We start from the raw sequence: 23,546 nt of genomic DNA, 5'->3' as shown, positions 1-23,546 counted from the left end.
TCTCAGACTTCCAGGCCAGGTTGAATGAAGATCTTCATAGATTTGGCAGTGGGATTGGAGGCAACCTCAATCGCTTCGACGGCCTTTTCCAAAGGAAAACGATGGGAAATCAGCTTTGTAAGGTCGAAGCCGTTTCGGTAGCCCTCGAAGACCAGACGCGCCCCTTCCTCCTGAATTTCAACCGAAGCACTGTAGGAGCCTAAGAGGGTCTTCTCGTCCATGCAGACGGCGGCAGGATCGATGACGGCCTCTCCATGCTGGGTCTGGGCAAAGAGCAGAATGCGTCCTCCGGGACGGGCGGCGTCCATGGCGGTACGGATGAGAGCATTGCCGCCGACGGCGAGAATGACTGCATCAGCGCCACGGCCCTCGGATTCGCGTCTGGCGGCTTCAACGATGTTTTCTCTGGCTGCATCCAACGGATGGTTGAGTCCGTAAGTGGCGGCGACGGCATGGCGCTCCGGATAAAGGTCTGAGGTCAGGACCTTTGCCCCCGTGCGGGCGGCGAGGGCAGCCAGCAGAATGCCAATGGGGCCCTGGCCGATGACCAGGACGGTCTCATCTGGAGCGAGGTCCAGGTTATGAATGGCCTTCAGGCAGGTGTTTACCGGCTCAACAAAGGCCGCCTGCTCAAAGGGCACCTCATCGGGGATTTTGACGAGGCCGCCTGAGCGAACAATCCAGTCCATGACGCGGACATATTCCGCGAAGCCCCCGCCGGAGGGTTCAAAGCCCGCGGTACAGCCAACTTTTTTGTAGACCGGGCACTGGGCAAAGGTCTTCTTCCGGCAGTAGTAGCATTGGCGGCAGGGGATGTGATGGAAGACCATGACGCGGTCGCCGATGGTAAAACCTTCCACCCCAGGCCCGGTCCTGACGATGGTGCCGGAGGTCTCGTGTCCAAAGATACGCGGGGCGGAGTGGGACCCGGTATGGATTTTTTTCAGGTCCGTCCCGCAGATGCCACAGGAGTGGACGCGGACTAAAACCTCACCAGGGCCAATTTGAGGAGTGGGGATAGTTTCGACGCGGACATCATTTACGCCGCGATAAACGGCAGCCCTCATGGTTGCCGGTAGGGTCTCTGCTGCCATTGCATGTCCTTTGCTGGTTGCTGTCACCGTCATGCTTTTATCAGATTATCGCGATGGCAGCAGAGTTTCTGTTACCAACGCCGCAAGGTTTTGGGCAGCGGCCTTACTGTTTTTCCCCAACCGCAGCAAGGGGGCCCAGTATTGTGGATGAAGCATGGAATAGGCAAGAAAAGCGCCCATGCGCATCTTGCCATTGTCTGTAAGAAAGGGATTGAAGTCCGGCAGCCGGTCAGTATAACCGTCGGAGATGGCCTTGAAACAGTAGAAGGGGACCTTCATTTGTTGGGCAACACGGGCCACGGCGGCGGCCTCCATGTCTACCAGCGGGGCCTGGAAGCGCTCTGCGAAGCTGCGCTTCTCATGGGAACGGACGACGCGGTCTGTGCTGAGAAGACGCTGGCCATGCGAGGAGTGGGTCGGGAAGCGGTCGTTCGTGCGGGCATCGATTACCTCAGCGATGACGTGTGCCTGAGGAGGCTTTAACCCGCAGGTAAGCGCACCGGCCCATCCTACGGAGACAAGCGCATCCAGAGCGCCCTCGCGCTGGACCTGCTCGCAAGACCGCGCAGCACAGATTGGGCCCATGCCTCCGGCAAGGGCGATGTACTCGATCTCACCGATGCGGGTGGTCCAGAGCCCGCCGCTCTTTTGCCAGCCGTGGACGAGAGGCTGCAGTTCTCCGGCAAGCGCGGCAATGATGCCAATGCGTTTCATGGTGCGTATCCCTGGGCCCGGAACCAGTCAATGGCGGCGCGGAGAGCAGAGTAGACGGGCACCTGTCTGAATCCAAGCTCGCGTACTGCGCGGGCTGAGGAGGCAAACATCTTCTTTCGCCCCATGCGGACGGCCTCCACAGTTGCGCGGGGCTCTTTGCCGAAGATGCGTCCGGTAATGGTTTCATCAAAAAATGCAAATGCCAGCGCGACCCAGTGTGGGACTTTCGTTGTTGGTGAAGGGATGCCAGTGATTGCTGACATTTTGTCCAGGATCTGTTTCAGAGTAAGGTTTTCTCCACCCAAAATATAGCGTTGGCCCGGAGTGCCACGGGTGATGGCGAGAAGGTGTGCCTGGGCAACTTCACTGACGTCGACCAGGTTGAGGCCGGTATCTACGTATGCAGGAAATTTACGATTCAGAAAGTCCACGATGATGCGCCCTGTCGGCGTAGGCTTGATGTCTCCGGGACCGATGGGTGTGGTTGGGTTCAGTATGATGACCTGCTGCCCATCGTAGGCGGCCCGGAGGGCCTCCTGCTCAGCGAGAAACTTAGAGCGCTTGTAATGGCCAACCATGTCATCGAGGGAAACAGGCGTATTTTCGTCCACGATGGTGCCATCACTTTGAAAGCCCATGGTGGCCACGCTCGATGTGTAGATCACACGCTTGACGCCTTCTTCCCGGCAGATACGCAGCAGCTCGCGGGTGCCATCTACATTGGCGGCGTACATCTGCCGTGGATCGCGCACCCAGAGACGGTAGTCGGCAGCTACGTGGAAGACATAATCGCAGCCGCGAATGCCAGGACGCAGGGACTCCGGATCGAGCAGGTCGCCGGTGAAGGTGGCCAGAGAGGGTGGAGCGTGCATTCCGGAGAGGTTTGCCATGTTGCTGTTCTTGCGGACCAGCAGGTGAAGGTGCGCTCCCTCCTGGGCCAGGGCCTTGGCAACGTGGCTGCCTACGAATCCGGTGGAACCTGTGACGAATACTTTCATGAAGAGGACTTCAATTGTCCCGAACTCAATTATTTACAGCAAGTGGCTCCAGGGCAAAACCCCGGTGCAGAATTCGCCGATCTTTCGAGAATGCCGTTCAGGCATGGGCCAATCCCGGTCAGGTCTGCGCAGGGGCTGAAAGGATCAGTTTTGGCTGAGGGCCAGCGAGGCGTGATAACGGTCGATGGTCTCAAGAAGGCGTTCTGCCATGCTCTCCGCCTTACGCACGAAGATGGAAGCGATCTGCTGCGGAAAGATTTCGGCCGCTGTCTGACGCCAGAGGCTGAGCCATCGCTCGAAATGCTGGGCGCCAATACGAGGAGCGATCATCAGATGGGCCATCATGGGATTGCCTTTATAACGTCCGCTGGCCAGAACCAGGGAAGACCAGAAGGCGCGCATTTTCTCAAGGTGCGGTGCCCATTCGTCGCCAATCACATGAGCAAAGACGGGGCCGAGCAAAGCATCCTGACGGACCCGGGTGTAAAAGGTGTCGACCAGGGCCGCTATCTGCTCTTCAGAGACGGAATCCCGAGGAGAAAAATGTACCAGCATAAATTTATGATACTTTGTCCGGGGACAAGGATTCAGGAAATGATGCGAACAATGCGGCCATGGGGCAAAGCAGTTCCGGTACTGGTGCTGTTTCTGATGGCACTTTCCGGGTGGGGCCAGCAACTGGTCTGGAGCGATGAATTTCAAGGAAAGACCGAGAGCGCGGCTCCGGACCCGCGCAACTGGACCTATGAGACGGGAGCCAATGGCTGGGGAAATCATGAACTGGAGGACTACTGCGCTTACGGATCAGACAAGCACCCCTGCGACCCATCGCAGCCGAACGTCTTTGTGAAAGATGGAATACTTCATATCGTTGCGCGCAGAGATGGACATGGGCATTACACCTCGGCCCGGCTCAAATCACAGGGTCTGAAGAGCTTCCAATATGGACGCATCGAGGCCCGCATCAAAATTCCGAAAGGGCAGGGTTTCTGGCCCGCTTTCTGGATGCTTGGGGACAACGTGGACCAGGTACAGTGGCCAGCCTGCGGCGAACTGGACATCATGGAGAACATCGGCAAGGAGCCTGGTACGATCCATGGCTCCATTCACGGAACAGGTTTTACCGGAGAGAAGATCGGCCTGCCATACACACTGCCGAAGGGGGCTTTTGGGGACGATTTTCACATTTTCGGATTGATCTGGTCACCCGGCAAGATCCAGTACTACGTGGACAGTCCGGAAAATGTTTATGCAACATTCACACCCCAGGACCTGCCCAAAGGAGCGGTCTGGCCCTTTGATCAGGGAAGGTTCTTCTTTTTACTGAATCTGGCCGTGGGAGGGGACTGGCCCGGACCGCCGGACACCACAAGCCGGTTTCCGCAGGAGATGCTGGTGGACTACGTGCGCGTTTATGCCAGTGGACCAGAGAAGATGCAGCCATGAGGTCACGGACAGAACGCGGACTGCCCCGCGCGGAGAGACCGTTTGCAACGAGGAAGTCCTGGCCGAGTTCGGGCTCAAGCCCGAAGATTTCGAGCGCATGGCACAGACCCCGCTCGACCCCGAACCACACCACCATGGACAGTAGGCCCGGACAGTGAACATGGGCCGAAGGAACATCGCCTAGCGCGACCAGGCCAAGGCCCAGCTCCGTGCCATCGACCGGCAGGCCGCGTTACGCATTCTCCGCGCACTGGACCACTTCGCCTTGCTCTTGGGATCGGAGATGTATCCCTTGGCGTGCAACCGGTCCAGAGCATCCCAGTCGTGCCCCTTCCACGCCCGTGTGCCGTATTGGTCCTCATCGAACGTCGTCAGCCGCAGCAGCGCCAGCGTCATCTCGTCCACTTTGTCGCGGTCGTAGTCCATGCCCCCGGGCTCCTGCACGGATGCTACACCGGCCCGCCGCTGCTGGTCGCGCGGATCGCCGCCGCTGCCGTCGTCGGTCCCGTGGCCCCGGTCATGTGGAACATGAAAAGAAGACATTCTTTTCATAGCTGCAAAACAGCCGCAGCGAGGGCGGCGGTCAAGGGCGGGCGGTCTCCAGCCCGTCGCGCAGCGAGCGAAGGCCCTTGACGGCCACCGCAGCGGAGGCTACTCGTGCGGGAACGCGACCGGAGGCTGGTTCCAGCACCGAACCTTTGCTATCAACAGGTTTACGCCGCAGCAACCCCGCGTTACCGCAACGGGAACCTTGAACACCCCTTTTCCCCTTTAGCCGCCTGTTTCCAACACGTTCACCCGCGTAAACACGTAAACGCCTGTGTTTTCGCGGTCATCGGCTGTACGCCACTCATTCCAGAGTGGTTCCCACAGAGGAACTTTCGGTTGCTCTACAGCTCCCATTCGGGGGTGAACCTATGAAAGCGCGACTGCGCCTCATAGGAGAGCCATGCGATCCATAATCGGCTGCGACGCCCACAAGCAGTTCTCAGTCTTTGTTGCCATCGATAATACAGGCAAAACATCCTCGCCCGTTCGTGTCGGCCATGACCGCGAGGAATACATCCGATTCCTCCGCACCCTGCCGCCCGGTTCGGAAATTGCGGTCGAAGCCACCGGCCATTGGTACTGGATGGTCGATGAGATGGAGAGCGCCGGTCACCGTCCCCATCTGGCCAACCCCACGGAGGCCAAAAAGCGAATGGGCAAAACCAACAAGACCGATGCCCTCGACGCCAAGGGACTCGCCATCCTGCTGCATAACGGAACCCTCCCCGAGAGTTGGATCCCTCCCGGCGATCTGCGCGATCAGCGCGAACTGCTGCGCACCCGCATGGCCTTGCGCGACCTTCGCTCCTCGCTCAAGCACCGCATCCACGCAGCCATTGACCGCTACGGCCTGCACGCCATCGGCATAAGCGATCTCTTCGGCGTCCGGGGAAGAGTCTACATAGACCGCGTAGTCGACCAACTGCCATCACATCCCCGGCCTGGGTGAAATTCTCGCGCCGCTGGTCTGGCTGGAAATCGGCGACGTTTCCCGCTTCCCGCACGCAGAAAACCTGGCCAGCTATGCAGGACTCGTGCCGCGCATCATCGCCTCCGGTGGACGCATCCGCCACGGCGGAACCTGCCGCAACGTCAACCACTATCTCAAATGGGGATTTGTAGAAGCCGCCACCTGCGCCGTGCGGCTCAAGGCCTATCGCGACTCGCACATCGGCAGGCTCTACCAGCGGCTGCAACCGGCTAAAGGACACGGACGCGCCATTGTCGCCGTCGCCCGGCATCTCGCCGAAGCCTCCTTCTGGGTGCTCCGCAAGCAGCAACCCTACAAGCCGCCGGCGACAAAACAAGTGTGAAACTTCGTCCAGGGTTCGGCTAAACGCGAGACACGTCTGACCGGAACATCGGTCTCGGGGTGAATGCGGCAGCCGGGCAGCACATGCTCATGCCGGATACAACGGCGAATACATGGCTCATGACGAAACAGCATGCACGAGCGATTCAAGGACGAGAACCTCTATCCAAGGAGGAATCGCAGAATTCGACTCGCCCCATTCGCCGTGCCCGCCACGGCCACGATGACCTGCGGCTAAAAGAACAACAAAAATTCACCTTGACAAACAGCGCTTTCATACATGGCCTGTCATGCCCCTGCCGCCGCTTTAGCGGCGTTGCTCTTTTCTACTCGCGCCAGGAAGATGTACCCCGATCCGAACAAGAGGTGTGGAATGTCCCATACCGCTACGAAAAGGCCATACCCGGAGATGCCAGCGAAGGAAAGGGCATGCTGTGCGATCACCACAGACGCCACAGAGCCAACGTTAACCAAGATGCATCCGAGCAGCGCTATGCCAGCGGCGCGAGGGAGCCACACGCCCATGATCGCGATTGGAAACGGCAGCAAAAAAAGGCAAAAAAGCAGGGTCACCGAACTCCAGAAGTCGATGCTATTGAGCGTAAAGCTCGACCAAGCACCGAACAAGAAGTACGCAAGACCCCACACTATCCCAGCAATCTTGAGGTATTTCATATGGTTCCTCCACTCTTGCTCCGTCACCTCAAGCTGTACCCGCCGCTGCAACCAAAGTACGTTTCAACAAGCGTAGCTTGGCCTGCTTCAGCCGATGTCGGCGAATAGTTGTTGTTCAGAGTCGTACAGAGATTCGCATCGCAGGCCTGCATCGCTGCACGTTGCTGGGCGCTTGTGGGCCAAAAGGGAATATTGTTTCTGAATGTAGCCCCGGCGTTCTGATAGCAGCGGTCGTGCGCCGCACAAGCTGCATCCGTTTGATTTGTCGGTGTGCCGCTGCCTCCCGGACCGCAGTAGTTTGTACCCGGAATCGTCAGCTTGAACTTCGATGGCATCGGCAAGTTATTTGGGGCTTTATTTGGGAGAATCTTTCTTGCTCCGATACCACTGTTGCCGCCGCCAGAGGGATCAGAGGTACATATCAACGTGCCGGGATCTGAGCCGCTGGTTGTGGTTCCTCCCGCGGTTATTGACCAAGTATCGCCGCCAATGATCACGCAGATGTTCATCCCCCACGGATCGGCGTAGGCGAGCGGATTGTTCAGGACGTAGCTGTAGCGGTTCAGGCTCTGGGGGTTGGAGAAGTCGTAGCTGCCGTCATAAGGATCAGGGGACATCCAGCGCCCCTGGGCCGAGGAATACTGCCGGAACCAGCCATGATGGGTGTCGGTTTCCGCATCGTGGTCCAGCATGGCGTAATGGTAGGCATCGCTGTCTGTTCCCGAGACGAGGCTGTAGCCGTCGCCAAAGGCCAGAGACTGGTACGCTCCTTCCACGGCCCCATTATAGGAGGTCTGGACCCGTACCGTGCCCAGCTGATCAAAGTGCTGGAAATGGGCCGTCCCGGAGGAAGAAAACTCAAACGGGGAGCCTTGCCAATAGGCCTCTGCCTGCAACAACTGGCCTGAGGTCCCATCCCAGACCGACACCCGCTGTCCATTTAAATGAAATACAAACTCCCGCACCGTGCCTCCCACCTCGGTCCGTATTCGTTGGTTCAGTGCGTTGTACAGATACCGGGCCGTCGCTCCGCCATCAACCTGGGTCAGGTTCCCGTCCGCATCATAACTGTAAGTGTGAAAGCCATCCGAAATTCCATTCACGTTCCCGCACGGGAACCTAAGGTTGCTCCACAGCTCCCATTCGGGGGGTGAACCTATGAAAGCGCGACTGCGCCTCATAGGAGAGCCATGCGATCCATAATCGGCTGCGACACGATGCCGTAAGAGAGCATGTGAACCGGGTAGCGGTGGTCAACCCGAGTCAGTTTAAGGTGATCAGCCAGTCGGTAAAGAAGACCGACAAGAACGACGCGGAATTGCTGGCGTTGTACCTGGCGAAGGGACTGTTGCCGGAGGTGCGGATGAAAGAACGAGCCCAACGGGAGATGGCCATCTGGCGCAGACACGCGATCTGCTGGTCAAACAGCGCTCCGCCCTGAAAGCCAAGGTCAACAACATGCTTTCGGCTGAAGGGATCAACCTCAAGCGGGAATCGCTCTCCAGTAATAAGGCGCTGGAGCGGGTACTGGCCCTGCCGTTGTCGCCGCTCATGTTGGCAGAGGCACGCGTACTGGTAGGACAGATCCGCAGCCTGACTGAGAGTATCGGCGAGTTGGAGAAGATGATTGAGAAGGAAGGGCCCCAGCTGGCCGGACACAAAAACCTGATGAGTATCAAGGGCATTGGTCCAGTCAGCGCCGCGGTGCTGCTGAGCGTGATTGGCGACATCCGGGACTTCGCCGATGCGGGCAAGTTGGCCGCCTACGTCGGCCTGGTGCCCCGCGTCCAGAACTCCAATGAGACGGAACACTCCGGCGTATCACCAAGCAAGGCAACAAACTCGCGCGCACCTGCTTAGTGCAGTGCGCGCTCGTGGCCAAGCGCTACAGCTCGTTCCTACAAAACTTCTACCAATGTATCCAACGCCGGCGTGGCGGTGGTAAAGCCAATATCGCGCTGGCGCGCAAATTCCAGGGAGTCATCTACCACACCCTCAAGAACGACTGGGTGTTCGAGGACTTCCCCAACTTCGTTCTGGCCTCCTGAAAACAGGCCACAACTACAGCATGAGTAGACAACCATTCATGGGAGAATAAACATGTCCACCGCACTTGCAGTAAGATCCAGCACCGAGAGTAAGAACATCACCGTGATCCTCCAGAAGAATGATCTGTTCGAAGAGCTGGTAGCGCTTACGGACAGGATTAGGCAGCGCGCCTTCGGATTCTTCCAGAATCGTGGGGCCAGTCGCGGGAACGATCTCGAGGATTGGTTCAAGGCAGAATCCGAGCTGCTCCAGCAGGTTCCTGTAGAGATGAGCGAAACGGACGAAGCGTATACCGTTCGCGCGGAAGTTCCGGGATTCGATGCAAAGAATCTCACCGTCCGGGCCGGGCAGAATTCCATCTGTATTCATGGGAAGAAGGAGCAGAAAAAGGATAAAGAGACGGAATACACCGAAGTCTCATCGCAGGAGTTCTGCCGCTGCATCGATCTGCCGCTTGCGATCGATCCCAATAAGGTTTCAGCTCACCTGGACAACGGGGTGTTGAAACTCGACTTGCAGAAGGTGGCGCCAGCAAAGAAACTTGAGGCGAAAGCCGCCTAAGGCTCGACGACATCACCAGCTCGGCTCTTTGTTCCTACAGCCGAAGGCCGGGCTGGTACTCAATGCTTTTTTCATGTCCGGTCGAGCGGGTTGCTGCGCCGTTTTCGGATCGCAAGAAGCCGCCAACGAGACTTCCCTCTGCGGCCTCAATTTGAACGGCGCTCAGAATCCTCAACCGACCCGCGGCTCGTTCGCCAAACACTGCTAAGGCTGTCGGACGTTCCATGCGATATCTTTCCGTCCGAATTTATTGTGATGAACGAAATCCTCGATCTCTCGGCGGACACGCGGGTAGCGAGGCTGTGACGTGGCCGGGTATCCAAGGCTGCAGGCATCATCAAAACTTCGGTGCGGATTCTATTCGGAGTCAGCTTGCGAACGAAACCTCCTGAATCAAATCGTGGGTTGCCGCTTGCTCTGTGGAAGGGACGCAGAGAACGGGGCAGGATACGCTTGAAACTACCTGCAACACAGTGCTCGACTGAAAATGTCTGCGGTCAGGTCATTTTTCGGAGACCCAAGAACAACCAGGTCGCCGTGGAGTTTCCGGGCGCACCGTGCAATTACTTCGCCGGCCTCTCCCGACATCACAATGTGCTCGACCGGGATCCTATGTGGTTCGCGGGATGGAGCAAGCATCTTGAGGCGTTCCAGGCAATGGGAGCAATTCTGCTCGTTGGCGCAGCATAAATGAGTCTCCCGGAGTTAATATCGGGATCGGTTCCTAGCTAAGCGTGTAGGTGCCTCGCATGGGGTAACCCGTACGATATCGATCTGTGCGGAACCCCAATCCGATCTCCTTCCTTCACTACGCTGACTCCGGCACCGACCGCTGCTACAAAACCGACGCCTTCATGTCCGGGAATGAACGGCGGCTTCGGCTTGATGGGCCAGTCGCCCGTCACGGCGTGCAGATCCGTGTGGCATACGCCTGTCGAGATCACCTTGAGCAGAGCCTGCCCCGGTCCAACCTCGGGTATCTTCACCTCTTCGATGGAAAGAGGCTTACCGAGTTCTTTCACGACTGCTGCCTTCATCGTTTTCATTTGGTCTTCTCTCTTCCGTCTCAAGCGCTCCAAATGTGTAGAGACGGCGCACTGCTGTTCGGATGCGAGAACGATGGGACTTACGCGCCAGTTCCAAGCTCCGCCCACTACTATCGACCTGCGGATTAAATATCGCAGTGACGGGCATCACATTCAGCTCACGATGGTTTTCTGCTGCGGTATAGATAACGCGCGTGGCGACATCGTCGCGATATGGCGGAGAGAAGATTGGGCCGTGGCTCGCAAGATTCAAACTAAAGGTCAAGATGTGATAAACGTCAGGTGGTGGTGACGCTTACGCCGAAAAGCTTACGATGCGACGGGGATCAGGCGACGCTCGGATGCGTCCTTGAGAACCATTACGGGGCAGGGTGCTCCGCACAGAACGCCATAGGCCGTTCCCGGCATAATCTCTCTTCGAAAGGCGGCGCCAGAGACGGCGCCGAGGACGATGAGATCAAACCGACCCGACTTTGCAACTCGATGGATTGTTTCGACGACCGGACCAAACTCGATCATGCAGGTTGGGCGAAGGCCTTTTTCGCCGATTTCTCCCAGGATTTCCTGAAAAAATCGCTCTGCGTAGGCCCGGGCGCGCGATGTTGAGGGATGCGCCTTTGTAACCATGGGCATCACGTGCAATAAGGTGAGGTTGGCATTATGCGCCTTCGCGAATTCAATCACCGATCTAATAGTCGTTCGGGATGCCCGATCGAGCGCGGTGGCAAAGAGTATGCGCGCCCTTTGGGATGCGGAATGCGGATTGTGCTGAAACTCAGGACCGATGGCGAGAACCGGCACATCGATTTCCCGGAAGATCGCTTCAGCCACGGAACCAAGAATTCCTAGCTGAAACTTATGAGGCCCCTGCGAGCCGACCAGAAAACGATCCGGGTTCCATTCCTGTACTATTTCCCGAATTGTGGGAACGATGAGTCCTGGACGCGCGATCCAGCCGCAGTTCACACCTGCGCTTCGCGCCTCTTTCGCTGCATTCTCGAGGACCGTTTCCGCATAATGCCTCACGACCTCGGGGTTGGCACAAACCAACAAGGTGGGATCAACGTCTGGAGTATTGACGTCCGGCAGCACATGCACAAGCTTCAACTCTGCGTTGCATTTCAAGGCGTGCGCGATCGCAACCGGCAGGATATGTGTCAAGTCTGCCAGGTCAGTTGCTAGCAGTACCCGCGATGGAGGAATGCATATACTTGCTGTTTGCGACGGCACGACGTTTACCTTCCTGTAAGGTATCCTCGCAGGAAGCATGCCAAGGTTGATGTGAGATTTTGCACGTCGGTTTGTGATGTTTATCACTCCTGGAGCTGGTCCGCAGAGCAGAAAGACACTTCAGAGGAGAATCTCAAGCGCATCTTTCCGTAGAATTGTGATCCGCGTTCCCTTGACGGAGATGATGCCTTTCCGTCGAAAGTCGCTGAGCACTCTCGTGACCGATTCACGTGAGCTACCCAGCATTGAGGCGAGGTCCTCGTGCTTTAGCGACATATGGATTTCCGGCTGAGCGTTCTCAGCGGTTTCGCTTTCTAATGCGAGCTCAAGGAGGAAGTTAGCTAGTCTTCCAGAGATAGAACTGGAGAGCGCAAGGCGGCTGGCGTCGCTCAGCACCGAGCGATATTCGTTGCTGAGGCTTTCCGCCGCGTGTAAGCTGCCCTCCACATGGCGTTGGATGAAGTGCAGAAAGTCACTTTGCTGAAAGGTCTTGATCTGGGTGTGCTCTATGGCCTGCGCTGTGACCTCGTAGGGTGTTTTGGAGATTGCTGCGCTCAACCCCAACACATCGCCAGGCTTGGCGATTTTCACCAGTAACGTCTTGCCATCTCGTGAGGATTTGGTGAGCTTAACCTTGCCTTCGCAGATAACGGATACGCTGCGAGACATTTGCCCCTCCGCGAAAAGGATGCTACCCATCGGCAACATGACGTGTGTGCTCATAGCGTCATATTCCGCCAGTACTTGCGGCGACAAGTTACAAAACCAACCGGGTCTTCGCGCCTTGCACAGTAGGCAGTTTTCAGCATGCATGGATAGTCCGCACCTTCGCAACATGGGTTCTCTCTCAACTCAGTCCGGAAACAACGCTTCTTCGCGCGCAACCGTCCGGCGTTGATTCCCTCAACATGAGTTTGGGCGGGTCACGCAGCGTCTGCCCGGAGCCGGAAATTTGAGTGTATACCGGACTATGCTTCTATCGCAGAACCATTGCTGGATACGGAGCAGGGTAGAAGACTTGCGCGATGCTGCGGGACCGGCGATGTAAATGCAGCCCATTGGACACTTGGGCACTTATCATTGGGAGATTGGGATGCCAGTCCTTCGCGATCATTCGCAACCGGGTCACCATATCGGTGCCCACTCCAAGGCTGGTCAGCCTCAATCCTACTGTCCATCATAATTAGGCCCTCATCGTCACTTTATAGCGAAGGAAGAGCAGCCTCGGTGATATCTATCACTCGATGATGTGATGTATGTCACATGGAATCGCGCACACCTCATCGACGGTGATCATAAAGAATGCAGCCGCATATGGAGTCACTGTGAGCCAAGTGAACCAGGAGCGACATGGCTGGCAGATACGAGGGCTGCGCTCATATACTGCTGATCTTCTCCTTGCGGCAACCGACAGAAGTTTTGATCGCGCGCTCCGGTAAGCAGAACGGATCGCCCCGCGCCTTCAGGAAAGTCTGTTCTGCTGGATTGTCCCGCGACCTATTCTGAACAGTCTAAAAGCGTGCTCTCACGTCTAGCCGCAATTGACTCTGCCGCTTGGACCTGATCCCTGCGGAATTACCTTCGTGCCGATATTCAGTACTGCACGATTGAACGCGCCGACCTCTCTTTTGCACACTCTCGTAGCATCAAACGGTTCGGGAGTCCAGGACTGTGGAGCAACTAGGACCCCAACGGCGGGATAGTCCTGTCACGGCCCTTTCTGAGAGATCTTCCTGTATTTCCCCATTATGATTTGAGCTGGCAACAACAGGCTGAGTCGCTTCTCACACTTTCTCAGTGAGTGAATTGGCGATTTGGCATAAATTGACTCGCCGAACGATCATGCCCAGCTGATCGCAGGCAAAAATCCGAATCGTCTAACTCAAAGCACATACCGTTCCCCCAATAATGAGCTATCCGGAGATTGTGAGTTCAATCTGTCCGCTCGCCATCTTTCGGACAACGCGACCAGATAGTCTGGAAGACGAGTCAATGGAAGAACAGGAGACATTATGAGCGAACAGGAAGTCATCTTTCAGGGCGTCTTCTATCCGACAGAACAGGTTGCCGTTCGCGCTGTTGTGCGTGGTGTGATCTGGGTCACAAGACAGTGCACGATCGCAGCCTATTCTGGAATGAGAGCTGCGACGGAAGGACGTGAGATGCATTCTCAGATAAAGCTGGGCCGGATATTTGGCATCAGGGTTGGGCTTCACTACAGCTGGTTTCTCATCGCGCTGCTCATTGTCTTCTCCTTGGTGGGCGGCTATCGCTCAGACCATCCTGAATGGAACATTTCTCTTATAACCGCGTTATCGCTTGCAACAGCATTCCTATTTTTCGTATCCCTTCTTCTTCACGAGCTCGCCCACTCGCTTGTTGCAAAAGCGGTAGGACTTCCTGTGCAGGCGATCACACTCTTCGCTTTGGGGGGCGTGTCGCAGATCGGCGGCGAAGCGGCAAGCGCAGGAGCGGAATTCTGGATTGCCATCGTCGGTCCTCTCAGCAGCCTGCTGATTGGCTTTCTATGCCTTGACACAGTCGATCTCGTCGCCGGAGGTTCAAGCCTGGGTCCACTTACGGCTGTCCTTTCGTGGCTTGGTTATATCAACGTCGGACTGGCCTTCTTCAACATGATTCCTGGCTATCCTATGGATGGAGGCCGCGTCTTGCGCGCGATTCTTTGGTGGAAGAGCGGGAGCCTGGATCGCGCCACGCGACATGCCGCCATCATTGGCCAGGCAGTCGCCAGCGCCTTCATCGCGCTGGGCGTCATCGAGTATTTCCGAGGATCTGGACTGAGCGGTTTATGGATTGCCTTTATCGGCTGGTTCTTACTGCAGGCCGCGCGGGAAAGCTATGTCGAAACAACACTGAAGAGTTCTCTCGGCGGCGTCAAGGTCGGCGATCTGACGTCTCAGGATTTTCCCTTCGCCGAACAAGACCTGACTATCCAGGAGTTTGTGGATGAGATGCTTCTTCGTACCGGTCGGCGATGTTTCCTCGTGGTCCGAAATGGTCAGGTCGTAGGTCTTGTCACTCCGCATGAGATTAAACACGTGGATCGAACACAGTGGCCGGTCGTTAGGTTGAGTGCTGTCATGCGTCCATTAGAGAAGGCACGCACCATCACTTCCGAAACATCGCTTCTACGCGCACTCGAAATCATGGGTCAGGACGACCTTAATCAGCTTCCTGTTCTTTCTGGAGGCCAGGTGAAAGACGTTCTCTCCCGGGAAAAGATTCTCGACTACCTGCGGACCCGCATGGAGTTGCAGAGTATACGAGAGTGACCGTCGAAACCAAGTATTGGAGGAAGATGGGTATCACAGAGGGCGAGAGGGAACATCCAGGTGACCATCTTCCACAAATCGACCCATCACCCATGCTTCAGCGTCGCGGCCGCGCATGTTTGTTCTGACTGCTTCATTCGGGAACATCGTCGTCAGTTGCGATATACCAAGGCACATCTTTCATCTGAAAAAGTTCGGGGCTGCAAGCAGTGAGATGTGCCAACACACGCTTAGCCATGCGAGCGCTATGCTCCACCTCTCTCCCATTCAACGTTGGCCAGACCATCGCTGTGTGTCGGGTTCCATTGCGCCGTTCGGACCGCTAGTACCAAGCTTGAAGCGACCAATAGGGCTGGGCTGAGTTTCTTCGAATTGACCTCGTGCCGATATCTACCGACCCGAGTCCACCATTAGTGGAAATCATGCGAACGCACCTCTAATGTCTGGTCCGAAAGCGGGCTGAGATGCGTTGCTTTGTAGCGGCCCTTCCATCGACCTACGATATAATGTGATGGCCATCACCGAACTCAAAATGCTGTATCCGTTACTGTGAGGTTGGTATGAATGCGCTTCTGTTGCACAGAATCCACTTTGCCTTCACCGTCACCTACCACTATCTCTTTCCTCAGCTCACCATGGGGCTTGCCTTGCTTATTGTTGTGTTGAAGACCATTGCGCTATGCAAGAACAATGAGCGGTACAACCAGGCTGCACGCTTCTGGGCCAAAGTTTTCGCAATAAACTTTCTGCTGGGCGTGGTCACTGGCATTCCTATGGAATTTCAGTTCGGTACGAACTGGTCGGAGTTCTCGCGCCGGACAGGCGGCATCATCGGACAGCCTCTGGCGATGGAAGGGGTGTTCTCCTTTTTCTTGGAATCCACCTTTCTGGGCCTTTTCCTTTTCGGCGAAAAACGCCTTTCACGTGCGGCGCACTGGGCCTCTGCCTTCATGGTGTTTTTGGGTTCGTGGATTTCTGGCTTCTTCATCATCGTTACCGATGCCTGGATGCAGCACCCCGTCGCTTATCGTCTTCTCCCTAATGGGACCTTTGAATTGACCAGCTTCTGGAGACTGCTACTCAACCCCTGGGCGTGGCTCCAATACGCCCACAATATGTGCGGCGCCGTCATTACTGCGGCTTTCGTCATGTCCGCCGTAGGCGCATTTTATCTTCTCGAGGGCCGCCACAATGAGTTCGGCCAGATATTTCTCCGCGTAGGCGTGGTTGCAGGCCTTCTCTCCTGCATCGTGCAAATCTTTCCGACTGGCGACCTGCATGGACGATATATGGCGAAGCACCAGCCCGCTGCTGTGGCTGGCATGGAAGGCTTGTTCCACACTGAAAAGGGTGCGCCTATCGTTCTTATTGGCCAGCCGGATTACGAGCAGAAACGCATAGACAATCCATTGGTTGCGAATGATGTGTTGAGCTTCCTCATTTACGGAACCACCGCCGCTGAAGTGAAAGGTCTCAATGAATTTCCGCCTGATCAATGGCCTACGACTTTGCCACTGCTCTTCTACAGCTACCACATCATGGCCGGACTTGGCACATACTTCGCGCTACTGATGATTGTTGCAAGCTTCCTGCTGTGGCGCAGAAAGCTCTATCAAACGCGCTGGATTTTGTGGCCGCTTCTATTGAGCTTCCCACTGCCTTATATTGCCAACACTGCTGGATGGATGACCGCCGAGATTGGGCGCCAGCCCTGGCTGGTTTATGGCCTTTTGCGCACATCGCAGGGATATTCGCTTCATGTATCGGCGGCGAACGGACTCTTCACGCTGCTGGGGTTCCTCGGCATGTACGGTGTGCTGTCGATTCTCTGGGTCGTACTTGTATACCGCTTCATTCGTACAGGTCCAGCCGTTTCTGAGCCCGTCGCGTCAACCAGCATCGCCGCATAGAAGAACAGGAGAATAATCATGGGAGCCATCTGGTTCTGGATTGTCGCGTTGATGATCGCCGCCTATGTCGTACTCGACGGGTTTGATATCGGCGTCGGCATTTTGTATCCGTTTCTAGCGCGCGATGAGCAGGACAGGGGCATCATGATGCGCTCCATTGGTCCGGTCTGGGATGGCAACGAAGTATGGCTGCTCGCTGGAGGAGGCACGCTCTACTTCGCGTTCCCGCTTCTCTATGCCTCAGCCTTCAGCGGTTTTTATCTGCCGCTGATGATCGTCCTGTGGCTCCTGATTATGCGCGGCGCGAGCATCGAGTTGCGCGCACATGTGGACAGCGATGTATGGCGCAGTTTCTTCGATGGACTTTTCTTCGTATCGAGCTCCCTGCTTGCCATCTTCTTTGGCGCTGCGCTGGCGAATGTGATTCGCGGAGTGCCGTTAGGCGAAGACAATTACTTTTTTCTGCCGTTGTGGACAAATTGGCGCGTCGGCCCCCAGCCGGGAATTCTGGATTGGTACACCGTGATCGGTGGAGTCGTAGCATTGGTGGCCCTGGCCACACATGGCGCGCTCTATTTAGCGATGAAGGCGACGGATGAGTTGGAGATACGAGCTTTGAAGCTCGCAAAAAACGCCTGGATCGCCCTCTGTGCTGTTACCCTCATAAGCCTTCCCGCCACCATCTGGGTTCGCCCCGTTTCTCTCACAAATTATCAAACGCATCCGGTGCTCTTTGTCATCCCGCTAGCGGTCCTTGTTACCCTGGCAGGAATGCGTATCTACACGCAGAAAGGCAAAGTGCTGGCGGCGTTTCTTTCGTCTTGTGGCTATCTCATCTTCATGCTGGTGGGCGCGGCCGTAGGACTGTACCCTGTGCTCCTGCCATCATCAAGTGACCCGGACCGTGACATCACCGTCGCCAAGGCACTGTCCGGTCTACATGCCCTCCATGTTGGGCTTGTATGGTGGTCCTTCGGCATGCTACTTGCATTGGCTTATTTTGTTGTCACTTACTGGATGTTTCGAGGAAAGATCTCTGTCCACGAAGAGGGTGGTTACGGGCACTGAAGCCTTTGCGTCCCATCTCCGGAAAGCAGTGTCTTGTGTGATTTACATCACTGAAACTGCTTCTCCTATGTCCCATATTAGGGACATAGGAGAGCAAGTATGTTTAGCCCAGCAGAAAACTGCTTCCGCACTCGCGCCCTTGCTTCGCCAGATCATATTCTTGTTGCTACAGACCTTACGGACACAGATTACCTCCTGCCGCATGCAATCGCGCAGGCGAAGGACTGCGGCGCCCATCTTACTCTGGTACACGTTATTGTTCCGCCCGACGTGCTTCCAGTGAACTCTGGAGCAACCGCATATGTTTCTGAGACAAAGAGAGACAGAGATGCGCGAATGATGCTGATCGGTCTGAAGCGTCAGATTGAGAGGTACGGTCTATTCTGCGATGTTGTCCGCCGTCATGGACTGGCCGCCGATATTGTTCGCGAAGAGCTTGAAAGAACTGGAGCAACCCGGCTCATCGTAGGTACGCATGGCCGGGGAAGATTAGGCCAGATGGCGTTGGGTTCTGTCGCAAATGAACTGCTGACCTCGGTGCGAGTTCCTGTCTTTGCAGTCGGTCCAAACGCCCGTTTCGGAGGACAAAGCAGGCCCCATCGGATTCTTCATCCCGTCTCTTTTACCGGCGACTACATCGAGAGTGTTCGTCTCGCCTTTGATCTGGCGCAGACCTACCGATCTGAATTGATCCTGCTGCATGTGCTTAATTCCGATGTGCGCGAAGGCATCAATCCTGAGCGCACGTTTGCATGGGCGGAGAAAGCCCTGCGGTCACTGCTTCCTGATACCGATGATCCCATGCCTCCGATACACACCAGAGTGAAGGCGGGCGATCTGGTGAAAGAAATCCTGAACGGAGCCATGGAGGAAAAGGCCGATTGGATCGTTGTTGGCATGGATGGGACAGTCCCTCTCTTTCACTTCCGCGACAACGCAGCTTACAAGGTCACCGCAGCGGCCCTCTGCCCTGTGCTTGCCTTTCGCCACGCACAACCACGAAAAGAAGCGACGCACGAGGAAGCAGACCGCTTTGCAGGAGTGATCGGATAAACGTGGAACGAGAGAGTGAAATATGAAATGCGCCAATCCACAATGCAAGTCTGAATCTATGTATTTCCGCGGCGGAAGTCTGCATTGTGTTGACTGCTTCGGTTCTGATACGCGCAACCGTGATGGAGAACAGCGCAGAGTGATCTGGCTATGTGCAGAGTGTTCGCGGAAATTCGTGGTCGAAACCTGGAGACCTGCAGGCCAACAACTGCAACCGCGCCGGGCTGGGACACCAAGCGTTCCCACTGCGGCTTGAAATTCCTGTAGCCCAGATGGCATCAGGCAGCACTCCTCATATGTGATGTGCGCACACCACGGCAGTGCCTTATGTCACTGTCTGATCGTTTTTTCTAGAGCATATTTAACGAAGGAGAAAAAGAAATGTTTGAGGACAGGCTAAAATTCGGGACCATTGTCATCGCCACGGACCTGGGTGCCACCGCCTCGTCCGCCCTTCGCTACGGACAGGCGATTGCGCGCTTGCACGGTTCGACGCTGATCATTGTGCATGTAATTGACCCAGTGGCTTACGCATTTCCTACCGGGGCATCTGAAGCACTGATCGCTCAGCAGGCGGCCCGCGAAGAACTTAGAAAATTTGAAGAAGAAGTCCGAGAAGAGGGCATCCAGGTTCACTCCGTAGTAGAGAGCGGAGTGATCTGTGATCGCATCGTACAATCCGTCCAAGACCATCATGCGGATCTACTAATCTTGGGTACACGGGCAAAGACAGAGGCCGGCCAAGTCGCTTTGGGTACAGTGGCGCGCCAGCTTCTCTCCCGATCTCCATGCCCTCTCCTGGCGGTTTCGCCCATTGCCGACGAACATATGTCCTGGGCAGGGCGCTGGAGGCGCGTTGTTGTCGCTACAGACTTTTCCACCGCCTCGCTTACAGCACTTGGATGCGCGCACCGCATTGCTCATGAGAATTTACTCGTTCTGCATGTGCCTTTTAAAGATATTCCTGAACAACGCTCTCTTTTGATTGAACAACTCCGCTTCCTTGCGCCTTTTAATGAATCTCACACAGTGCCCGTGGAACATTTCGTTGTCTCCGGAGATCCCGGCGAAACAATCGCGGAATACGCGCGCAAGCATCATGCTGACCTTGTAGTTCTTGGCGCGCCTTCAAACGAGCTCACGCCGGAGCACTTCTATACAAGTACTGTGCTTGAGGTCATTTCTCATGCCCCATGCCCGGTGCTGTGCGTACCTGCCGCTGGCCATGTTTCTTTCATGGAAGTTTTCAAGGAGGTCGCATGCAAATTTTGAGCGAAATGAAAATCAGGAACGCAGTCATTCTTGGCCATGGGATTCTTGCTATTGTCCTGGGCGCAGTTCTTTTCTTTCTGCGCACCATCATGGAGGGGATCCTGCTGGAGGCTCTGGCTGTAGTGGCGGCGATCATGCTAGCCGCTGCGGCCCTCCTGCTGGCTGGGTTGGTGGACTGGTTTGCCGCCGCCGCTGAAGCAATCAAACACGTCCATCGCATCGCATTCTATTCCTATATGATTGGTGGGGCGATTCTCGTAGGGGCCGGGGTTTTCTTCGGCTACTATCCAAGGGTAACCTTGCAGTTACTGGTAATCATCGCACTGGTCCAGGCGCTTGTGTCGGGTCTTTCCGCGTTGATCTTCGCTATCAAGGCAGAACATCATCGTTTTGAGCGTCGCGCCTTATATTTCATTGGCACTCTCTCTATTCTGTTTTCTGGAGCTATGGCTGGTTTGGTGAAAGACCTTACGCACCAGGAGGCCACTACAATTTTGGCAGCCTATTTGTGTTTCCTGGGCGTAAAGATGCTCTTCTTTGGCTGGAGGCTGTACCGGAAGACCATCCTGATTAAAAACATTGTGAATGAGGCCTCCACACAGTTAACGCGATAGAGCCAGCCCAAACCCAATGGGCAGAGGCAGCCTGGCCGCTGCTCCCCGCTTGGGTTGTCGCAAGTCCGTAGCTGCTATGACTGGTGAAGAACCAGCACAGGACAGGCCGCCTCGGCAAAGACCCTCGGTACCGTCCCGCGCATCAGATGATCAGCAATACCAGAGGCCGAATGCGCGCCCAGAACAATCAGATCGGCATGGCACTCTTTTGCGAGATCAAGAATCTCGTGTTCGACCCTGTCGTCTGAAACCAGCGAGCGCAGGAAATGCGTAGGGTCTACGGTGCGAGGCAGCAGCGCTTCCTTGAAGGCATTCTCAAAATGCTGCCAGTCTCCGTCTTATCCTTTGTCCTGCGAAGGAACAATGAGTTTCAGGAAGATTTTGGTTGCCGTGGACGAGAGCGCACTTGCTGCAAAAGCCAGCGAATTGGGTCGGACGTTGCCGTTTCATTTATTGATAGCTGCATAAATAATGCAATGATTTAAGGCAAAGAAAAAGGCAGCTCGGAGTGGGCGATGCAGCCGCGCGGTTTGTCGGAAGAGTTTCGGATTGCTTCGATAGCGCCGAGGATATCTTCCAATGGTTCATCCACATCGTTGGGGCAACTGTTTGCCAGTATCTGTTTGGGCAAAACCCAGATGCCTTCATCAGGGTTGAGTTGCGGAGCATAGGGCGGAAAGTACTCGATGCGCAAGCAGCGATGCCAGCCAAGAATTTGTTCTATCGGCCTTGCCTTGTGCGTGGAGGAATTGTCGAGCAGAACAATGACCTGCCGCCCCGCTTGGTTTGGGCAGCGTATGTTTTCATCAACGGGTTTATAACTATTGCCCTGCTGTCGGCGCTGGCCTTCTTTACACGCACTCCGTTCGTCTTCCCGTCGCTGTGTCCGACGGCCTTTCTGTTCTTTTTTGCTCCATTGTCGGAGGCAGCAAGCCCGCGGCACGCTGTGATGGGCACGCTATTGGACAGATCTGTGGATATGGCGCTTATGTATTGATGGGGTCGCACGGTTTTGCTGGTGCAGCCTTGCAACAGGTCCACTGCCGGTGACGTGCTCCCCTGAAACCGCACATAAGCGATTATGATTTCGGATTCAGGAGAGGAACAGGATGAGCAAGAGCAAGCACACGGAAGCGCAGATGATTGCGGCGGTGAAGCAGATGGAGGCCGGCCGCAAGGCTGAAGATGTGGCCCGCGAGGTGGGCGTCAGCAAGCACACGATCTATGCCTGGAAGGCGAAGTACGGTGGGATGGAAGCCAGCGAGGCGCAGCGGTTGAAGCAGTTGGAAGACGAGAACGGACGACTGAAGAGGCTGGTGGCCGACCTGAGTCTGGACAAGGAAGCGCTGCAGTCGGTGATCGACAAAAATCTATGGTCCGCCGCTGGATTGCAAGCGTGATCGTGGATGCCGGAAACGAGTCTGCGCAAATCTATTCGGTCTACGTGTGGGCGATGCCCTGACCTGGATGAGATACGCGCGCGTCTGTCCTCATAACGGAGACGGCTGCAAGAGCCGGTTTTTTCTCAGGTTTCAGACACGCCGTTGGACTGTTCCATCATCTACTTTCCCGCTCGCAAACTCATGGTGAGAAAAAGTTGTAGTCGTAGCCGGCGCGGTGGGAAGGTGTGGAAACGCGAAGCGTTTTCCACGTTTCCACCGCGCGTTTAGGCAGTCATCAGTAGTGAGCCATCATGACCGCGGTAAACCTCGTTTCGATTTAGAACCGACCATGCAATGCGTGCCAGTTTGTTGGCCATCGCTACGGTGGCGACATTCGATGGTTTTCGATCCTTCAGTTCGGTAATCCACTCACCCCAGGCGTGCCGTTCTCGATTGACGTGCAAACAGACTGAGCGGGCGCCGTGTATGAAGAGCCTTCGGAGATATTCATTGCCTCGCTTGCTGATCCCCAGCAATTTGGTCTGACCGCCGGTTGAGCATTGGTGAGGCACGAGTCCAAGCCACGCAGAGAACTCTCGGCCTTTTCGAAATGCGCTGCCATTTCCGACTGCCGCAACGATTGCTGTTGCAGCGAGTGGGCCAACTCCGGGAACAGTCTGTAAGCGCTGACATGCGGGATCCGCTTGGGCGACTCGTGCGATCTGCTCTTCAAGATCAACGATCTGCGCCTCCAGATTCCGCCATTGCTGCACGATCGACTGCATCAGCCGGAACATGCGCGGGGAGACAGTCTGTTCCGCGCGGGCCAGGACTTCCGGAAGCGCTCGCCACAGATACGACCGGCCGGTGCGCACCATCAGGCCCCGTTCCAGAAAGAAGGCGCGCAACTGGTTCACCAGGCTGGTGCGCTGGGCAAGCAACCGCTCCCGAACGCGATGCACTGCCTGAACGTCGAGCTGTTCTTCAGTCTTGATCGGCACGAATCGCATGGTCGGTCGCTGCACCGCCTCCGCGATGGCTTCGGCATCACGGTAGTCGTTCTTCTGGGACTTCACAAATGGCTTCACGAACTGAGCCGGGATCAGGCGCACATCGTGTCCGAAGCTCGAAAGAGTCCTGCCCACATGATGACAACCGCAGCTCGCCTCCATGCCGATCAGGCAAGCCGGCGTATTGGCCAGGAACTTGAAAAGACCGACAACCTCTATGGCTTACTGTTTGGACATCCATCTGGAATCTCCAGTCTGCAGTGTTCTCTC

At 56.0% G+C, this 23,546-nt stretch carries 28 protein-coding genes and 1 pseudogene; 16 read left to right on the top strand and 13 right to left on the bottom strand.

Features of this window, described 5'->3' with window-relative positions; genetic code table 11:
* Positions 1-2: 2 nt before the first annotated feature.
* The 4 genes from N655_RS0101980 to N655_RS16825 all read right to left on the bottom strand — a co-directional run bounded on the left by N655_RS0101980 (position 3) and on the right by N655_RS16825 (position 3,361).
* Positions 3-1,127 carry a zinc-dependent dehydrogenase gene (locus N655_RS0101980; protein ID WP_026441646.1) on the bottom strand — a complete coding sequence of 375 codons (1,125 nt, stop codon included), beginning with the start codon at positions 1,125-1,127 and terminating at the stop codon, positions 3-5.
* Between the two features lie 12 nt (positions 1,128-1,139).
* Entirely contained in the window at positions 1,140-1,808 is a 669-nt protein-coding gene (locus tag N655_RS19650) for a phosphorylase family protein (RefSeq protein ID WP_026441645.1), read from the bottom strand.
* Positions 1,805-2,806, bottom strand: a complete 1,002-nt coding sequence (gene hpnA, locus N655_RS0101970; protein WP_026441644.1) for a hopanoid-associated sugar epimerase — start codon at positions 2,804-2,806, stop codon at positions 1,805-1,807. The genes N655_RS19650 and hpnA overlap by 4 nt, the downstream gene beginning before the upstream one ends.
* Positions 2,807-2,950: 144 nt before the next feature.
* On the bottom strand, positions 2,951-3,361 hold the full coding sequence (locus N655_RS16825; protein ID WP_044933808.1) for a group III truncated hemoglobin: 411 nt from the start codon (positions 3,359-3,361) through the stop codon (positions 2,951-2,953).
* A gap of 39 nt (positions 3,362-3,400) precedes the next feature.
* Between N655_RS16825 and N655_RS16820 the strand changes: the two genes are divergently transcribed.
* Positions 3,401-4,252, top strand: a complete 852-nt coding sequence (locus tag N655_RS16820) for a glycoside hydrolase family 16 protein (RefSeq protein WP_162173472.1) — start codon at positions 3,401-3,403, stop codon at positions 4,250-4,252.
* A gap of 180 nt (positions 4,253-4,432) precedes the next feature.
* Here the strand turns inward: N655_RS16820 and N655_RS16815 are convergent, their stop codons facing one another.
* Entirely contained in the window at positions 4,433-4,795 is a 363-nt protein-coding gene (locus tag N655_RS16815) for a DUF6429 family protein (protein WP_044933806.1), read from the bottom strand.
* 406 nt (positions 4,796-5,201) lie between these two features.
* Here N655_RS16815 and N655_RS0101950 point away from each other — a divergent pair, with 406 nt between their 5' ends.
* Together N655_RS0101950 and N655_RS0101945 are read left to right on the top strand one after the other, a co-directional pair.
* Positions 5,202-5,750 carry an IS110 family transposase gene (locus N655_RS0101950; RefSeq protein WP_026441643.1) on the top strand — a complete coding sequence of 183 codons (549 nt, stop codon included), beginning with the start codon at positions 5,202-5,204 and terminating at the stop codon, positions 5,748-5,750.
* On the top strand, positions 5,734-6,114 hold the full coding sequence (locus tag N655_RS0101945) for a transposase (protein WP_081823522.1): 381 nt from the start codon (positions 5,734-5,736) through the stop codon (positions 6,112-6,114). Before N655_RS0101950 ends, N655_RS0101945 begins: the two co-directional genes overlap by 17 nt.
* A gap of 287 nt (positions 6,115-6,401) precedes the next feature.
* Here the strand turns inward: N655_RS0101945 and N655_RS0101940 are convergent, their stop codons facing one another.
* Positions 6,402-6,788 carry a hypothetical protein gene (locus tag N655_RS0101940; RefSeq protein ID WP_026441641.1) on the bottom strand — a complete coding sequence of 129 codons (387 nt, stop codon included), beginning with the start codon at positions 6,786-6,788 and terminating at the stop codon, positions 6,402-6,404.
* Between the two features lie 23 nt (positions 6,789-6,811).
* Entirely contained in the window at positions 6,812-7,891 is a 1,080-nt protein-coding gene (locus N655_RS0101935; RefSeq protein ID WP_026441640.1) for an RHS repeat-associated core domain-containing protein, read from the bottom strand.
* A gap of 131 nt (positions 7,892-8,022) precedes the next feature.
* On the opposite strand from N655_RS0101935, the gene N655_RS19645 reads away from it, so the two are divergent.
* The 5 genes from N655_RS19645 (at position 8,023) to N655_RS20645 (ending at position 10,088) form a co-directional block, all read left to right on the top strand.
* Positions 8,023-8,229, top strand: coding sequence for a hypothetical protein (locus N655_RS19645; protein WP_026441639.1), 207 nt, complete (start codon positions 8,023-8,025; stop codon positions 8,227-8,229).
* Between the two features lie 17 nt (positions 8,230-8,246).
* Positions 8,247-8,648, top strand: a complete 402-nt coding sequence (locus N655_RS19640; RefSeq protein ID WP_026441638.1) for an IS110 family transposase — start codon at positions 8,247-8,249, stop codon at positions 8,646-8,648.
* Between the two features lie 14 nt (positions 8,649-8,662).
* Entirely contained in the window at positions 8,663-8,836 is a 174-nt protein-coding gene (locus tag N655_RS19635) for a hypothetical protein (protein ID WP_238324430.1), read from the top strand.
* 52 nt (positions 8,837-8,888) lie between these two features.
* A complete protein-coding gene (locus N655_RS19630; protein WP_049961198.1) occupies positions 8,889-9,398 on the top strand; it encodes an Hsp20 family protein in 510 nt (169 codons plus the stop codon).
* A 453-nt stretch (positions 9,399-9,851) separates the two neighbouring features.
* Positions 9,852-10,088: a hypothetical protein gene (locus N655_RS20645; protein ID WP_026441635.1), complete on the top strand. Its 237-nt coding sequence runs from the start codon at positions 9,852-9,854 to the stop codon at positions 10,086-10,088.
* Positions 10,089-10,126: 38 nt separating this feature from the next.
* On the opposite strand, the gene N655_RS0101900 is transcribed toward N655_RS20645, so the two are convergent.
* From N655_RS0101900 to N655_RS0101885, 3 genes are all read right to left on the bottom strand, one after another.
* Positions 10,127-10,444 carry an alcohol dehydrogenase catalytic domain-containing protein gene (locus N655_RS0101900; protein ID WP_026441634.1) on the bottom strand — a complete coding sequence of 106 codons (318 nt, stop codon included), beginning with the start codon at positions 10,442-10,444 and terminating at the stop codon, positions 10,127-10,129.
* A gap of 309 nt (positions 10,445-10,753) precedes the next feature.
* Positions 10,754-11,713 (bottom strand): universal stress protein, encoded by a 960-nt coding sequence (locus N655_RS0101890; RefSeq protein ID WP_081823520.1) that lies wholly within the window; start codon positions 11,711-11,713, stop codon positions 10,754-10,756.
* Positions 11,714-11,794: 81 nt separating this feature from the next.
* On the bottom strand, positions 11,795-12,397 hold the full coding sequence (locus N655_RS0101885; RefSeq protein ID WP_049961197.1) for a Crp/Fnr family transcriptional regulator: 603 nt from the start codon (positions 12,395-12,397) through the stop codon (positions 11,795-11,797).
* A 1,289-nt stretch (positions 12,398-13,686) separates the two neighbouring features.
* Between N655_RS0101885 and N655_RS0101880 the strand changes: the two genes are divergently transcribed.
* The 6 genes from N655_RS0101880 to N655_RS0101855 all read left to right on the top strand — a co-directional run bounded on the left by N655_RS0101880 (position 13,687) and on the right by N655_RS0101855 (position 20,884).
* On the top strand, positions 13,687-14,967 hold the full coding sequence (locus N655_RS0101880) for a site-2 protease family protein (RefSeq protein ID WP_081823519.1): 1,281 nt from the start codon (positions 13,687-13,689) through the stop codon (positions 14,965-14,967).
* Between the two features lie 560 nt (positions 14,968-15,527).
* The gene (locus N655_RS0101875) at positions 15,528-16,877 is read left to right on the top strand and encodes a cytochrome ubiquinol oxidase subunit I (RefSeq protein ID WP_026441629.1); all 1,350 of its coding nucleotides are present in this window, start codon (positions 15,528-15,530) and stop codon (positions 16,875-16,877) included.
* 18 nt (positions 16,878-16,895) lie between these two features.
* Positions 16,896-17,945, top strand: coding sequence for a cytochrome d ubiquinol oxidase subunit II (gene cydB / locus N655_RS0101870; RefSeq protein WP_044933804.1), 1,050 nt, complete (start codon positions 16,896-16,898; stop codon positions 17,943-17,945).
* Positions 17,946-18,044: 99 nt separating this feature from the next.
* Positions 18,045-18,998: a universal stress protein gene (locus N655_RS0101865; RefSeq protein ID WP_026441627.1), complete on the top strand. Its 954-nt coding sequence runs from the start codon at positions 18,045-18,047 to the stop codon at positions 18,996-18,998.
* Between the two features lie 381 nt (positions 18,999-19,379).
* A complete protein-coding gene (locus tag N655_RS0101860; protein WP_026441626.1) occupies positions 19,380-20,270 on the top strand; it encodes a universal stress protein in 891 nt (296 codons plus the stop codon).
* Between the two features lie 5 nt (positions 20,271-20,275).
* A complete protein-coding gene (locus N655_RS0101855) occupies positions 20,276-20,884 on the top strand; it encodes a hypothetical protein (RefSeq protein ID WP_155987476.1) in 609 nt (202 codons plus the stop codon).
* Between the two features lie 74 nt (positions 20,885-20,958).
* Here N655_RS0101855 and N655_RS21160 read toward each other — a convergent pair whose 3' ends face one another.
* Positions 20,959-21,138, bottom strand: a complete 180-nt coding sequence (locus N655_RS21160; protein ID WP_432757650.1) for a universal stress protein — start codon at positions 21,136-21,138, stop codon at positions 20,959-20,961.
* A gap of 227 nt (positions 21,139-21,365) precedes the next feature.
* Positions 21,366-21,644, bottom strand: a complete 279-nt coding sequence (locus N655_RS21155) for a transposase (protein ID WP_432757649.1) — start codon at positions 21,642-21,644, stop codon at positions 21,366-21,368.
* Here N655_RS21155 and N655_RS21150 point away from each other — a divergent pair.
* Together N655_RS21150 and N655_RS0101840 are read left to right on the top strand one after the other, a co-directional pair.
* Positions 21,585-21,881: an HPP family protein gene (locus N655_RS21150; protein WP_432757648.1), complete on the top strand. Its 297-nt coding sequence runs from the start codon at positions 21,585-21,587 to the stop codon at positions 21,879-21,881. The genes N655_RS21155 and N655_RS21150 overlap by 60 nt on opposite strands.
* A gap of 112 nt (positions 21,882-21,993) precedes the next feature.
* Positions 21,994-22,251: pseudogene (locus N655_RS0101840) on the top strand (transposase); the annotation flags it as partial.
* Between the two features lie 299 nt (positions 22,252-22,550).
* Here the strand turns inward: N655_RS0101840 and N655_RS16795 are convergent.
* On the bottom strand, positions 22,551-23,495 hold the full coding sequence (locus N655_RS16795; RefSeq protein WP_044933802.1) for an IS110 family RNA-guided transposase: 945 nt from the start codon (positions 23,493-23,495) through the stop codon (positions 22,551-22,553).
* Between the last annotated feature and the right edge of the window lie 51 nt (positions 23,496-23,546).

This window comes from Pseudacidobacterium ailaaui (assembly GCF_000688455.1).
Taxonomy (GTDB): domain Bacteria; phylum Acidobacteriota; class Terriglobia; order Terriglobales; family Acidobacteriaceae; genus Pseudacidobacterium; species Pseudacidobacterium ailaaui.
Note: the sequence above shows the minus strand (reverse complement) of the source record. Positions and strands in the feature narration are given on the sequence as shown.